Source organism: Marisediminitalea alba, from assembly GCF_002993365.1.
In the GTDB taxonomy this organism is placed as follows: domain Bacteria; phylum Pseudomonadota; class Gammaproteobacteria; order Enterobacterales; family Alteromonadaceae; genus Alteromonas; species Alteromonas alba.
Map to the genome: position 1 here is coordinate 84279 of NZ_PVNP01000192.1, position 14567 is coordinate 98845.

At 50.6% G+C, this 14567-nt stretch carries 12 protein-coding genes and 3 tRNA genes; 2 read left to right on the top strand and 13 right to left on the bottom strand.

The window, feature by feature from the left end; genetic code table 11:
* Nucleotides 1–53: 53 nt before the first annotated feature.
* The 7 genes from C6Y40_RS18320 to dnaQ all read right to left on the bottom strand — a co-directional run bounded on the left by C6Y40_RS18320 (nucleotide 54) and on the right by dnaQ (nucleotide 4827).
* Nucleotides 54–1286 carry a lipoprotein-releasing ABC transporter permease subunit gene (locus C6Y40_RS18320; RefSeq protein WP_105935851.1) on the bottom strand — a complete coding sequence of 411 codons (1233 nt, stop codon included), beginning with the start codon at nucleotides 1284–1286 and terminating at the stop codon, nucleotides 54–56.
* On the bottom strand, nucleotides 1283–1978 hold the full coding sequence (gene lolD, locus C6Y40_RS18325) for a lipoprotein-releasing ABC transporter ATP-binding protein LolD (protein WP_105935852.1): 696 nt from the start codon (nucleotides 1976–1978) through the stop codon (nucleotides 1283–1285). Before lolD ends, C6Y40_RS18320 begins: the two co-directional genes overlap by 4 nt.
* 221 nt (nucleotides 1979–2199) lie before the next feature.
* Nucleotides 2200–2276 (bottom strand) — tRNA-Asp (locus tag C6Y40_RS18330).
* A 42-nt stretch (nucleotides 2277–2318) separates the two neighbouring features.
* Nucleotides 2319–2395: transfer RNA gene (locus tag C6Y40_RS18335), tRNA-Asp, on the bottom strand.
* 27 nt (nucleotides 2396–2422) lie between these two features.
* Nucleotides 2423–2499 (bottom strand) — tRNA-Asp (locus tag C6Y40_RS18340).
* Between the two features lie 186 nt (nucleotides 2500–2685).
* Entirely contained in the window at nucleotides 2686–4101 is a 1416-nt protein-coding gene (locus tag C6Y40_RS18345) for a TIGR03503 family protein (RefSeq protein WP_105935853.1), read from the bottom strand.
* 33 nt (nucleotides 4102–4134) lie between these two features.
* Entirely contained in the window at nucleotides 4135–4827 is a 693-nt protein-coding gene (gene dnaQ / locus C6Y40_RS18350; RefSeq protein ID WP_105935854.1) for a DNA polymerase III subunit epsilon, read from the bottom strand.
* Nucleotides 4828–4913: 86 nt separating this feature from the next.
* On the opposite strand from dnaQ, the gene rnhA reads away from it, so the two are divergent.
* A complete protein-coding gene (gene rnhA, locus C6Y40_RS18355) occupies nucleotides 4914–5378 on the top strand; it encodes a ribonuclease HI (protein WP_105935855.1) in 465 nt (154 codons plus the stop codon).
* Nucleotides 5379–5776: 398 nt separating this feature from the next.
* Here the strand turns inward: rnhA and yghU are convergent, their stop codons facing one another.
* From yghU to C6Y40_RS18370, 3 genes are all read right to left on the bottom strand, one after another.
* Nucleotides 5777–6637, bottom strand: coding sequence for a glutathione-dependent disulfide-bond oxidoreductase (gene yghU / locus C6Y40_RS18360; protein ID WP_105935856.1), 861 nt, complete (start codon nucleotides 6635–6637; stop codon nucleotides 5777–5779).
* 68 nt (nucleotides 6638–6705) lie between these two features.
* A complete protein-coding gene (locus tag C6Y40_RS18365) occupies nucleotides 6706–7683 on the bottom strand; it encodes an NAD(P)H-quinone oxidoreductase (protein WP_240622011.1) in 978 nt (325 codons plus the stop codon).
* 8 nt (nucleotides 7684–7691) lie between these two features.
* Nucleotides 7692–8123 (bottom strand): GNAT family N-acetyltransferase, encoded by a 432-nt coding sequence (locus tag C6Y40_RS18370; RefSeq protein WP_105935858.1) that lies wholly within the window; start codon nucleotides 8121–8123, stop codon nucleotides 7692–7694.
* Between the two features lie 92 nt (nucleotides 8124–8215).
* On the opposite strand from C6Y40_RS18370, the gene C6Y40_RS18375 reads away from it, so the two are divergent.
* Nucleotides 8216–9403 (top strand): class I SAM-dependent rRNA methyltransferase, encoded by a 1188-nt coding sequence (locus C6Y40_RS18375; protein WP_105935859.1) that lies wholly within the window; start codon nucleotides 8216–8218, stop codon nucleotides 9401–9403.
* A 74-nt stretch (nucleotides 9404–9477) separates the two neighbouring features.
* On the opposite strand, the gene C6Y40_RS18380 is transcribed toward C6Y40_RS18375, so the two are convergent.
* The 3 genes from C6Y40_RS18380 to C6Y40_RS18390 form a co-directional block, all read right to left on the bottom strand.
* Nucleotides 9478–9780 carry a PilZ domain-containing protein gene (locus C6Y40_RS18380; RefSeq protein WP_105935860.1) on the bottom strand — a complete coding sequence of 101 codons (303 nt, stop codon included), beginning with the start codon at nucleotides 9778–9780 and terminating at the stop codon, nucleotides 9478–9480.
* Between the two features lie 161 nt (nucleotides 9781–9941).
* The gene (gene hrpA, locus C6Y40_RS18385; protein ID WP_105935923.1) at nucleotides 9942–13838 is read right to left on the bottom strand and encodes an ATP-dependent RNA helicase HrpA; all 3897 of its coding nucleotides are present in this window, start codon (nucleotides 13836–13838) and stop codon (nucleotides 9942–9944) included.
* 144 nt (nucleotides 13839–13982) lie between these two features.
* The gene (locus tag C6Y40_RS18390) at nucleotides 13983–14402 is read right to left on the bottom strand and encodes a CBS domain-containing protein (protein WP_105935861.1); all 420 of its coding nucleotides are present in this window, start codon (nucleotides 14400–14402) and stop codon (nucleotides 13983–13985) included.
* Nucleotides 14403–14567 lie beyond the last annotated feature (165 nt).

A 14567-nucleotide genomic window follows, 5' to 3' on the forward strand; every position in this document is an offset into this window, starting at 1 on the left:
AATCCCATATCCAACGTTCACATACTCCAACTAGCCGCAGATTAAAACGCTCTTTAATGTAACGCTCTGGCGGGCTGTATTGCAGCGGCCTTTTGTGCCGGGTAAAGCGTTGCCAGTACCGACAGAACGATAGCAACTAAAACAGTTAGCAATACATCATTTGCCTGCAACTGCGAGGGTAAAAAGTCGATAAAATAAATATCGCCCGACAGCACTTTTATTCCCAGCAGGTCTTCCAGCTTAGCCACAATCAATGACAAATTCGGCGCCGTGATCACCGCCAGTAACGTGCCCCAGAAGACCCCGATAAAGCCATTTAACAACCCCTGAAAAACAAAGGTATTACGGATTTGACTATCTGTTGCGCCCATGGTTTTTAAAATAGCGATAGACGCCTGTTTTTCTTTTACCGCCATCACCAGCGACGAAACAATGTTAAAGCAGGCTACTGCAATAACCAGCGATAAGGCAATGTACACCACCACTCTTACCAGGCGGATGTCGTCATACAGGTGCCCCTGAGTTCGGGTCCAGTCAGACATATATACCGCTTGAGGAAATCCGTAGCCAACCTCGCGGATAATCGAATAGGCGGCGAAAGGATCGTAAAACTGAAAACGCAGCCCCTGCGCGCCGGATTTAATGCCCGCCTGCTCAGATGCCGTTTCGAGATGCATAATGCCAATCAGGTTATCCAGCTCGCCACCCACCTGAATACTGCCTGCCACAGTGAGATACAGATTTTTTGGGGCTGCAAAGGTTAAATCTTCCGTTACAGAGGGAATAACCACACTGATTTTATCACCGGGGGCGAGCCCCAGTTTATTCAGGATCCCTTTACCCAACAGAACCTGATTGGGACCTTCACGAAGTAGCTGCCAGTCGGCATCGCTGATTTCGTTTTGCCAGCGCGTCGGAATCGCCGCGTTTATTTGTATACCGGTTAGTTCAACCGCTTTCAGTGCACTGCCCTGTTGGATCATGCCGGTAATTTTAGTGTAAGGCTCCACTTTTCTGATGCGAGGATCTTCGCCCAGTACCTGCTGGTATTCACGCCAGTCAACAATGCCCTGCTGGTTAATCGAGAAGAGTTCGGCATGAGGAATAATGGCCAGCAAACGTTCGCGTAACTCACGTTCAAAGCCATTCATAACACTCAGCAGAATAATCAGTACAAAACAGCCTAAGCCGATCCCCAGCGTCGATGATAACGATACAAAGGAAATGTAGCGGTTACTGCTTTTACCGCGACGAAAGCGGCGCGCCAGTTGTAAGCTGAGATTCACGACTCACTCCGCTGGACTACCAGTGAACCATCAGTGAGTTGCAATACTCGGTCCATAGCATTGGCCAGGGCAATATCATGAGTTACCACAATAAAGCTGGTACCCATTTGCTCACTGAGTTCACACAGTAACTGATATATCTGATCGCCGGTTTTCTTATCGAGGTTCCCCGTAGGTTCGTCAGCCAATACTATAGACGGGTTATTCACGAGCGCCCTGGCGATAGCAACCCGCTGACGTTCGCCACCCGAGAGCGCTGCCGGCTGATGGCTTAAACGGTGGCTTAAGCCCACTTTTTCCAGTAGCGCCGCCGCCTGTTTTTCTGCCTCGGCTTTACCTGTGCCGGCAATGAGTAATGGCATCGCAACATTTTCCAGAGCACTGAACTCAGCCAGCAAGTGATGAAACTGATAGATAAAGCCGAGTTCATTATTACGCAGTGCGGCCAGCTGATTGGCGTTAAGACCCGCCAGTGAGCGGCCATTAATGGTCACTTCCCCTGAGGTGGGCAGGTCGAGACCGCCAAGAATATGCAATAAGGTACTTTTACCGGACCCTGAGCTACCTAAAATCGCCACTTTTTCGCCCCGCGCGAGGGTAAATGATACCTCACTGAGTACCGATACTTTTTCGTTACCGTCATGATAGGTTTTGGTGACGTCCCGGCAAACCAATACCGCTTTTTCTGCCATGCTGTCCTCTTAACTAAATGCAGCGATAATATTTATTATCATAGGTTTGCAAGTGTACTCGATAGGACAGACAAGGTATAGAACCAGTCAGGGCACAGCACGGTTAAATTAGCGAAGATAAGATATAGCTGAGACAGCGAGGTTTGCGTAGGAAAGAATAAACTGCTTTGTAATAAGCTTAAAATGTCAGGAAAAGGATTATTTAATTCTCGATAGAGAAATGGCGGAGCGGACGGGACTCGAACCCGCGACCCCCGGCGTGACAGGCCGGTATTCTAACCAACTGAACTACCGCTCCAACGGTATGCGTAGTGGTATACGCTTTTTTGAATCAGGCTAATGGCGGAGCGGACGGGACTCGAACCCGCGACCCCCGGCGTGACAGGCCGGTATTCTAACCAACTGAACTACCGCTCCATAAAGCCTTTAGTCACAACTGAAAAGTGGCGGAGCGGACGGGACTCGAACCCGCGACCCCCGGCGTGACAGGCCGGTATTCTAACCAACTGAACTACCGCTCCACATTTTCAATCATTTCAGCAAGTTACTTGGGTAAGTGCTTAACCCTGTCCCTCACTGCGGCGCAGATGATACGTATTACCCCGAAAGGAGTCAACGGTTTTTTTCACGAAAATGTCATTCTTTGAATCGTTTGCCTGATAATTCGCCACGTTGGCCGAAAAGCCAGCAAAACCGGCGCTTGCAGGTTAATCTTTAGGCTTTTTGAACTTACCCAGCAGACCGCCTAAGAATCCCGGCCTGGCCGCCTCGGCTGGTTTAGCTGCGGCTTTCGCATCAGCCTTTGCTTTAGCTGGCTGCACACTTCCCTTGCCTTTACCGCGCCTCAGGACGATAACCACAATAGCACCGAGCAGTCCAACGCCAACAATACTGCCGTTAACAATGATCAGCCACATCATCAGGGTGTCGTCGTCCATACCTTCTTCTTCGTCACTGATAACCGGCTGCTCAGGTATCACTTCATCCACGTTGTTGTCGGCAGCCGATTCAGTAACCTCAGGCTCTGGTAATTCAGGTTCCGCCACTAAAAAGGTGAACTCCGGCACATCCAGAATAAAGTCACGGCCATTAACAGTTTTACCATAAGCGGTCATTTTTACTCTGAAAATACCGTAATCATAGGCAATGATAAGGTATTCGCGAACATCACCTCCCAACTCTGTGAGTGAAAAGTTGCGCACGTCGGCGTTGGGATAGCGTACTTTACCGTCTACCAGTAACGTGTTGATGTCCACCAGGTCACGGTCTACATCGATCAGCAATTTGTGATAATCGTTTCCGCCGCCGTCGAGTTCAACGTCTATTTTAACCGGGTTAGGATAAAGCCTGAGTGGCGGATCGACCTGTTCACGGGTAAACATAGGCGTGGTAACGCGAAAAACCGGTTGCCACTCACCCGCCGGTACATTCAGATTAAATTGCCCGGTAAACACGCCGTCCAGCGGCGCTTCATCCATGCCGCGGCCGTTATCTTCAAACGTCGCGATTTGCTGGTCGTCAGCACCGAAATTATCGTAATTAGGATTATTCGTGCTCACCAGATCAATGGTCAGTTCAACCACATCACGAAACTGGCTGTAATCGATGGGTTTATCACCGTTGGTCAGGTAGGCTGTTTGTTTGAGAATTTCACCGGAAAATAAAATGGGAGGTAAGGGCTCTGCATGCAAAGCAATGTCAGAGAGCACCATTACGCGGCTACCTTCGATAATTTGCCCTACCGCCTGCCACGGGCCGGGCACCGGATTTTTAATGCTGATCATGTCGTAGGTATCAGAATCGAACCAGAAGATGTCCTCGCCTTCTACCTGCGACTGGAATATCTTGGAGCCATCCGGGCGCACCAGCACCACGGGCGCAGAGCCGTACTCCCGGAAGAACACCATGGTGACTTCCTTAACATTGTGATCGATACGAAAACGGTTTTGCAGCAGCTTAATCCCATTTTCATAATCGTTACCAATCAGCGCAATGGGTGATTCACTCTCCGCTTGCCGAGCGGTAGCCTCCGGCGCTGGCTCAGCCCCCTGCTCAGCAGGCTCCTGAGCACTTACCGTAAAGGCCAGTGCTACACTCAAGATTGTCAGTAATGCTCTGCTCACCCAATTAGCCCTGTGTTGGCAAAATTCACCGGTTTACTGGCGCCAGATTGGATTTTGTACCAGGTCCAGACGCGCCTCATGCTGTGTTAATTCATCGGCAGTAGCTTGAATAACCTTTAATTTTTTTCCATTACGGGGAATTCGGCGGATCACCTCAGCACCGCCTGAATTGGCCTGATTGTTACCGCTAAGATTCAGATCGGTCTGTCCACCGGTCATCATCAGGTACACGTCGGCCAGGATCTCGGCATCCAGTAATGCGCCGTGCAGTTCACGATGGCTGTTGTCGATACCATAACGCTTACACAGCGCATCCAGGTTATTCTTTTGTCCGGGGTGCATATCACGGGCCAGTACCAGGGTATCCAGCACACCGCAAATTTCTTTGGTTTTTACGCTCGCGGTGGGGCCATGCATGGCAAATTCGTGATCCATAAAGCCCACGTCGAAGGGCGCGTTATGAATAACTAACTGACCACCACGAATAAACTCTATAAACTCACCGGCTACATCGGCAAATACCGGCTTATCAGCCAGAAATTCGTTGGTAATACCGTGAACCTCAATGGCTTCCTGTTCAATTTCGCGCTTGGGATTAATATAAACATGAAAATGATTGCCGGTAAGACGGCGATTGATCACTTCCACACACCCTATTTCGATGATCCGGTGGCCTTCTTTTGGATTAATACCCGTTGTTTCCGTATCCAGTACTATTTGACGCATAAACCACTCTTATCTTATTGCTGATTGCGGTAGTATACCAAGCCACTGCCAAGTGACCACGCTTGAGGTTAAAAAAAGGAGAATCCGTGGCCCAACAATCTGTGCATATTTATACCGACGGCTCTTGTTTAGGCAATCCCGGCCCTGGTGGCTATGGTGCAATCTTAATTTATGGCAAGCACCGTAAAGAAATTAGCGAAGGCTTTACGCTAACCACCAACAACCGTATGGAACTGCTGGCCACCATTGAGGCGCTCAAATTACTGACTAAACCCTGCCAGGTGGAACTCACCACCGATAGTCAGTACGTAAAGAACGGTATCAATCAGTGGATCCACAACTGGCGGCGCAATGGCTGGCGTACCAAAGACAAGAAGCCGGTAAAAAATGCCGATCTGTGGCAGGCCCTCGACGAGGTGATCCAGCAACATGAAGTAAACTGGCACTGGGTAAAAGGTCACAGTGGCCACCCGGAAAATGAACGCTGCGATGATTTAGCCCGTAACGCTGCCGAATCACCGACCAAAGAAGATACCGGTTATAACCCCTAATCAATTGGCACGGCATTCAGAAAACGTGACTTTTGGTCATCCTGGTATTTAAGTCTAAGAAAGAAGAACTTGTGCCCTTATTCAGTGTTGTCATTGTCACTGGCAGACATAACAAACTGGAAGAATCATCATGGATGAGGATTCAGTCGATGCGGCACAGGGATGTGCCGTCATTGACGGTCCAGTTTGTTCTGTCAGTGACGATGACGCTTTTCACTGATAAGGGCTGCGGGGAGTCTAGAGTGGTTCCCGGTCACCGGGTCGCACAACACCCTTTGGTCGCTGCCGGCGACTCCGGCAACCATCTATAAACAGCCTTATGCACTAACACTATAAAGTAAGCAAAAACCTATATCTGAAAGAACTATTTAATGAAATAATTCTTACTACCAGGCATCTTAAGCAGGCTTATTAGCCAGCACTTTATCAATATCTGCAGCCTCATGGCGCTCCCGAAGTTGTTCCCACTCCTCGCCAAAGGTGCGATTTACTATCCGGCCTCGCTGCACGGCCTCCCGAGACTGAACCTGTCCCGCCCAGCGCCTTACATGAGTATAAGTATGGACCTGCAGAAACTCGGCGGCGTTATACAGATTGCCCAGGGCCAAACAGCCATACCATGGCCAGATAGCCATATCAGCTATAGTGTATTCATCGCCCGCCATATAGGTATTCTGCGCCAGATGCTTATCCAGCACATCCAACTGGCGTTTCGCTTCCATGGCAAAACGATTAATCGGGTATTCCTGTTTCTCATCGGCATAAGCATAAAAATGGCCAAAACCGCCACCTAAAAACGGTGCGGAGCCCTGTGCCCAGAACAACCAGTTAAGGGTTTGGGTTCTGGCGAAACCTTTTGCGGGCAGAAACTGACCAAACTTCTCCGCAAGATAAACCAAAATAGACGCTGATTCGAACACGTTCACGTCTTGATCGCCTGATTTATCAACTAGCGCCGGGATTTTAGAATTCGGATTCACCGCCACAAACCCCGATGAGAACTGGTCGGAGTCACCGATGTTAATCAGGAACGCATCATACTCTGCGGCTGAAACACCTGCGGCAAGCAACTCTTCCAGCATAATGGTGACCTTCTGACCATTTGGCGTACCCAGCGAATAAAGCTGCAGTGGATGCTCGCCTACCGGCAGTTCTCGCTCAAAACGGGCACCGGATTCCGGGCTGTTGATGTTCGCCCACTTATTGCCACCGGCAGTGTCATTTACCCAGACCTTAGGCGGGACATATTGTTCACTCATAACGTCTCCTGAAAATTTACATTAAATTCGAAGTAGCGACGCCCTGACTAACCAGGGCCAGCGCTAAATTACCAGCTGATGACAACCTTACCGCTGGTATTGTTGTTCAGCACCTGCTGATGGGCTTGTTCGACTTCATTCACTGTATAGACCGTATCAACCGGTACTTTTAATTCACCATTGCTAAACGCGGGTAAACAATCCTGGCGAAAGGCCTCTACCAGCCGGGCTTTATAGTCATTGTCGCGATTACGCAGTGTGGTGCCGCGCACACTGGCTCGTTTACCCAGTAACAGCGCCATATCAAGTTTGTCGGCAAAGCGTCCGGCCATCATGGCCAAGTACACTACCGAGCCGTCGGTGGCGAGCACTTTAAGATTACGGTTCAGGTAATCGCCAGCCACCATGTCCAGCACCATATTAACCCCCTCAGGCCAGTGCGATTTGAGCTCAGCCACAAAATCCTGCTGCTTATAGTTCACCAGCAATTCGGCCCCGGCCGCTTCACAAACGGCCAGTTTTTGTGCGGATGAGGCGGTGGTCGCGGTGCTGATGCCCCATAACTTGCACAGTTGCAGAGCAGCAAGACCTACCCCGCTGGCGCCCGCATGTATCAGGGCTTTCTGGCCATTGTCCAACTGTCCAACCCAGCGCAGGGCCTGGTAAGCGGTTAAGAACACTTCGCTTAAACCGGCCGCTTCGGCATCGGATAGCGCTTCTGGAACGGCCATCAGGTGACTGGCCTCAATAGCCACATACTCGGCGTAACCGCCACCTGAAACAATGGCACAGACCCGCTGCCCGGGCTGCCAGTCGGTCACCGCCTCGCCAACCGACTCAATAACCCCACTTACTTCCAGCCCTAAAATCGGGCTCTCGCCTTTGGGCGGCGGATAATGCCCTGCGCGTTGGAGTAAATCGGCGCGATTAACCGCAAACGCGGCGACTTTAACCAGCACCTGAGTCGTTGTAGGAACAGGTAACTCGATGGTTTGCAGTGACAAACCCGACTCCATGTTACCTTCGGTATGTTGAATAAATTGCATGAAAACACTCATTGTTGATAAATATCCGGCTGCCAGATTTGCATTAACGGACTGGCGTCTTCCACCGGTGAAAAACCGTATTTTGTGTATAAACCATGGGCGTCTTTGGTGGCCAGCATAAAGCGTCTGAGCCCTTGTAAATCAGGATGGGCAACTACCGCTTCGAGTATTTCACGGCTTACGCCGCGACCGCGCCATTCAGGCAACACAAACACATCAGACAGATAACCAAAAGTGGCTTTGTCGGTGACCATTCGGGCAAACCCGATAGTATTTTGCTGCGCATCAAGCGCCGCAAAACACAGCGAATTTTGCAGTGCTTTTTGTAAAGTAGACACGGGGATGTTTCTCGCCCAGTAACTGTTACGGATAAACTCATGAATGGTTTGAAAATCCATTTCATGCAAATGATTGGTGATAACAACGGCAGAAGCAGACATAGCCAGTCCTGTGGCAAATAAACCGGGCCGTGCAGTGAACGGCAATAACCAGTATACTGCGCGCCGGTCGAACTTAAGAAGAATGTCAGAGTATGCCTGCTACCGTTATATTACAAGAAGGTCGCGAGAAATCGCTTAAACGTCATCACCCCTGGGTATTCGATGGTGCAGTGGCAACTGTAAAAGGTCGCTGCCGCAGTGGTGATACGGTGGACGTAGTGGCCGCTGACGGCTCATGGTTAGGCCGTGGTGCTTATTCTCCATCTTCACAAATACGCGTGCGTATCTGGACATTCAATCAGCAGGAAGTCATCGATAACGCGTTTTTTCTGCGCCGTATCGAACAGGCCTGGCAGCTCCGCCAGCGCCTGATGCAGCAGGCAAATACCAATGCCTGTCGGCTGATTGCTGCCGAGTCCGATGGGTTACCGGGCGTAACTATAGATTTGTATAACAACCTGGCAGTGCTGCAATTGCTTAGTGCTGGTGCCGATAAACATCGCAGTAAGATTGTCTGGGCGCTACAAAAGTTACTGCCTGACGTGGCTATTATGGAGCGCAGTGATGTGGATGTCAGAACGAAAGAAGGACTCGAGCCGCTGATCCAGCCCCTGCATGGCGACATCCCTGAAGAAGTAGAAATCGTTGAACACGGCGTAAAAATTCTGGTTAACCCGCATACCGGTCATAAAACCGGCTTTTATCTCGACCAGCGCGAAAACCGTTTAGCCGCCAGCCGCTACGCGGAGCAGGCCAGCGTGCTGAATTGTTTTAGTTATACCGGCACCTTTGCCTGTTACGCCCTGAATGGCGGTGCTTCCCACGTGACTAACGTTGACGTCTCACAACCGGCACTGGATATGGCCAGCCGCCATATCGAGCTAAACGGTTTTCCCCCCGAGCAGTGTAGCCAGGTAAAAGGCGATGTCTTTGAGGTGTTGCGCAATTACCATAGCCAGCAACAGCAATTCGATATGGTGATCCTCGACCCACCCAAGTTTGTCGACAGCAAAGCGTCACTTAAGCGGGCCTGCCGCGGCTACAAAGATATCAACATGTACGGCATTCACGCGGTTAAACCCGGCGGTATTTTGCTGACGTTCAGCTGTTCGGGTTTGATGGAGCAGTCGCTGTTTCAGAAAATTGTCGCAGATGCGGCGCTGGATGCTGGCAGGCGGGTGCAAATTCTTGAGCATTTGTCGCAGGCGCCTGATCATCCGGTGGGTCTGAATTATCCGGAAGGCTATTATCTGAAAGGGTTAGTTTGTGTGGTTTTATAGCAGGTAAGTAATAAAAGAAACGTACGAATCCAGCGCTGCCCGCCAAAGGTAGCGCTTAACCAGATCACCGTATCTTATTTCATCTCAGAAATTTCAACACCCACAATACAACTGCTATCAGACTCTGGTACGCAACGCACCACTTTAGCCACTGCTGATAACGACGGTATCTGCGAACTGGTTGAATCGATGCTAACGCTCACCTGGGTGCCGACTTCAATTGATGGCTCATCAACTTCCAACGACATACCGGTTGCACTGATATCCTTGCACACCGCCTGGAGCGTCCGGCTCGACTCATCATCGATTATTTGTAACTGACACGGAGAGTTAACCATCATCCTGAAAAAGTTGCGTTTATCATCGTATCCTAACATTTACTTACTTCTCCTCTCACCTCAACTGCAAATGGAAAGGCAATACTGCCCTGCTACTAACAAGTTTATAGGGTGACATTCGTGAGTTGTCAATGTAATTTCAGACCAGCTCCGAGGGTTAAGTTTAAAATAACGTTATTTGTTGGTTTTAAGTCCAGGGGCTAATAAGCCTCAAGGACGCTTAACACCCGTTTAGCTGAGATTGGATAAGCCGTCCCCAGTTGCTGAGCAAACAGAGATACCCGAAGCTCCTCAATCATCCAACGCACTTCTGCCAGTTCGGCAGGTACTTTATCGGCATGGTATTTGTTGAGTACTGCCGCATAGGCCTGTTCGACTTTATCCAGCGTAATTTGTTGTAAGCGGTCACGATTCGGATCGACCGGCAGTTTTTCCAGCCTGCGCGCCAATGCCTTAATATAGCGGTTCCAATCGGCCAGTCGGGCAAAGCCCACCTCCGCCACAAAGCCCGGATACACCAGCGTCCCCAGATGTTGTTTGACATGGTTAAGGCCAGCCACCATATCCAGTGACACCTTCCCTTTCATTTTCTTCTGACACTGATGGGCCAGTGTAAGACCGGTTTCTACCTGCTGGGCAATGGCCAGCACCGACTCATTGATGTTGGCGCGCACATGCTCCAGGCACCGGTCGAAGCTTTCTTTATCACGAATGACCAGCTCGTGCTTAGCCTGAAATTCATGGCTGAGCGCGTCGATGCCAGCCAGAATGCAATCGTCAATAAGCGCTTTAATCTGACCAAAGGGGTTAAAATAAAGCCCCAGTTTAGCTTTATTTGGCAGCTTCTGCTCGAGGTAGTTCACCGGCGACGGCATACCCAGCATCAGTAAACGATTAAGCCCCTGTTGATGCAATACAGTAGCCTTGTCCTGCTCGGCAATCAGTTCAATGTCTACCCGCCCATTATGATTAACCAGCGCGGGATAAGCCTGTACCTCAAAACCGCCGTGCTTCTGGGTAAAGCTGGCTGGCAGTGTATCGAAATCCCAGGTGGTGATATCCTTTCGCTCAAGTTCCGGTGTGGCAGCCTGCTCAAAGGTCTCTTTTACCCGCCCCTGCAGGCGGTCCTTTAAGGCTTGCAAATCATCGCCGCGGCCAAGTACGTTGTTCTCAGCATCCACCACAGCAAAATGCATTATCACGTGTTTGTCCAGTTGCTCAGGGTGCCAGTCCTCTGGCGCTACCCTCACCCCGGTCATTCTCAGTAACTTAGTGGTCAGTGCATCGAGAAGCTTAATCGGCTTGCCGGACTTTTCTTCCTGCATGCGCATATCTGCCAGTGCCGCCTGCGCGTAATTCGGCGCGGGCACAAAGTTACGCCGCAGGCGTTTGGGCAGACTTTTTATTAATTGGACTACCCGCTCTTCGCGCAGGCCCGGAACCTGCCAGTCAAAGCCGTCTTCCACCACCTGATTAAGCAAGGGTAAAGGGATGCTTACCGTCACGCCATCGTCGTCGGCGTTAGGCTCAAAATGATAGCTCAGCGGCAGGGTGATATTGCCCTGCTGCCAAACGTCTGGAAACGCATTAGCCGCCGATGTGCCGGGTTGCTCACGAAACACATCCTGCTCGGTCAGGCGCAAAAAGTCGGTAGAGGACTGCCCTTTTAACCACTTTTTAAAGGCGGCGTCGTTATTCACTTCAAGGGGCAGTTTATCGGCGTAAAAGTCCACCAGGATTTGTTCGTCGACCATAAGATCCCGACGCCGGGTTTTCTGCTCCCAGCCATCGGCCAGTTCAAGCAACGCCTGATTATCTTCTAAAAAGGCATACCGCAGCTTGGTTTCGCCATTAACCAGCGCCTCACGGATAAAGAGCTGATGACAGGTGGCCGGATCTATCTGGCTGTAAGTCACATATCGCTGCGCCACGACTGGCAGGCCGAATAAGGTTACCCGCTCACTGGCCGTCACTGCGCCGCGTTTTTTCGACCAGTGCGGTTCAGCGTAGTTGCGTTTAACCAGGTGCTCGCCCAGCGATTCCAGCCATTGCGGTTCAATTTTGGCTACCATGCGGCCAAATAGTTTGGAGGTTTCTACCAGCTCGGCTGCCACAATCCATTTGGGATTGGCTTTGGCCAGTCCTGAGCCGGGAAAGATCATAAATTTGGTGTTGCGCGCACCCAGGTATTCGCGGTCTTTATCTTTCATGCCCACATGGGATAACAAACCGCTACACAAAGCCTGATGGATGGCCTGGTAATCAGCAGCCTGACTGGTAATGCGTAAATCGATTTCTGCCACAGACTTACGTAACTGGCTAACGATGTCCTGCCACTCGCGCATGCGCAGGTAGTTGATAAAATGGCCATGGCACCATTTACGCAACTGGCTGTTCGATAGCGCTTTTTGTTGCTCCCTAAAGGCCAACCATAAATTCCACAGGGCAATAAAATCAGAGTCTTTATCGGCAAATTCACTGTGCGCCTCATCGGCCTGTGCCCGTTTATCCTGCGGACGCTCACGGGGATCCTGAATGGATAACCCGGCCGCAATCACCATTACTTCCATCAGCGCGTTAAACTCACCTGCTGCCACCACCATTCGGGCATAACGCGGGTCCACCGGTAAGCGGGATATCTGCCGGCCCAGTTTGGTTAACGTAACCCGACCTTTTTTACGGGAAATGGCTTCAATTTCTTCCAGTAAACGAAACCCATCGTTAATCTGACGACTGTCCGGCGGCTGCACAAAATCAAACTGGTTAATGTCACCTAAGCCCAGGCTGGCCATTTGCAGAATAACCGAGGCCAGATTAGTACGCAGAATTTCAGGGTCTGTAAATGCCGGCCGGCTGTCATAATCCTGTTCAGAGTAAAGACGAATACAGATACCTTCTGAGACCCGGCCGCATCGACCGGCACGCTGATTGGCTGAGGCCTGGGATATCGGCTCAATAGGCAGGCGCTGTACTTTACTGCGCGCGCTGTAGCGGGAAATACGTGCCGTACCCGGGTCGATAACATACTTAATGCCGGGGACGGTTAGTGAGGTTTCCGCAACGTTGGTCGACAATACGATGCGTCGACCGCTGTGCGACTGAAAGATCCGCTGTTGCTCAGAAGCCGACAATCTTGCATACAGCGGAATGATTTCAGTATGCCGATACTGACGGCGACTCAATGCATCCTGGGTATCGCGAATTTCACGCTCACCGCTTAAAAACACCAGAATGTCACCCGGTGGTTCGCGCATCAACTCGTCTACCGCGTGGATGATCCGCTCCACCTGATCGGCATCGTCCTCGGCGTCTTCCGGGTCGTGATAGCGAACTTCTACCGGAAAGGTTCTGCCGCTCACTTCGATAATTGGCGCATCGTTGAAATAGCGCGAGAAACGCTCGGGATCGATAGTTGCCGAGGTAATAATGACCTTCAGTTCCGGGCGTTTTGCCAGCAGCTGCTTAAGGTAACCAATCAGAAAATCGATATTCAGGCTGCGCTCGTGGGCCTCATCGATAATGATGGTATCGTACTGATTCAGAAAACGGTCCTGCTGCATTTCTGCCAGCAGCATACCGTCGGTCATCAGTTTTACCAGACTGTTGTCGCTGACCTGATCAGAAAAGCGAATTTTAAAACCGACTAGATCACCAATAGTGGTGTTGAGTTCATCGGCAATGCGGTTGGCCACGCTGCGGGCGGCCAGTCGCCGTGGCTGGGTGTGGGCAATGGTACCGGCCACGCCCCGGCCAAGTTCCAGGCAGATTTTAGGGATCTGGGTGGTTTTACCGGAGCCGGTCTCACCGGCGATAATGACTACCTGATTGTCGGCAATGGCCTGTTTGATGTCATCCTTTCTGTCACTGACCGGCAGCGGCGGATAAGCAATATCCGGAATAGACGCCTGGCGCGCCGAGCACTTTTCCACCGAAGCATTAATACGCTCGATGACTTTTGCCAATTGCTGCTGATTGCTCTCATTAGTTAGATCGGCCTTACCCAGTTTATGTAACTGGCGGCGTATAGGAAACCTGTCTTTAATAAGACATTGCGGCAATTGACTGAGTAACGCACCGATGGGCGAAGGCTTTGACATAAAAGCAGATAACATCCGGAAACTAAAAACGCAGCGATCCTAGAAGAACCGCAACCATTTTTCCAGTCTCAATATCCCGAATGCCAGCCTGCTGGTCTTTTATTATGCCAGCATCACTGTATAAATCAGGCGTTATCGGCCTTATCAGGCGGTTTTGGGGTATTCCGCGTGTAAGTGTTTATCGATAGCAAACAGGATCTGACTGCGGGTAATGCAGCCGACCAGCTTGTTATCGCTGTTGACCACCGGATACACCTTAGGTTTTTCAACCAGCAGCTTTTCTGCCACTTCCAGAATCGACATATCTTCACGCACCGTGAGTACTGGCGTTTTCATGATTTCACCCACGCGACACACCTGCTCACGGTAATAGGTCGATTCCACCATGGCTTTGATGCAGTCCTGTTCGGATAAAAAGCCACACAACTGCCCTGCACTATCCAGCACAGGTCCACCGGACTGGTTGTTTTGCAGTAGCTTTTCTACCGCTTCAGCCACCGGCATTGACTCAGTGAGCTTAACCGGATGCTGACTCATGTATTTACCTACCAGTAACGATTCCATAGATCCTCCTTTGCCACGATTAAACCTTACGCTCTGCTGTGGCATGATTGTTATTATCAAGAGGGTGATAGCGCATACTACAGCTATATAACGGGGCATTGTTGCCCGGCTATTAAGACAGCCTCTGGGGCGTCTTGCCCTGTAATAAGCCTAGTTCAGAATGCG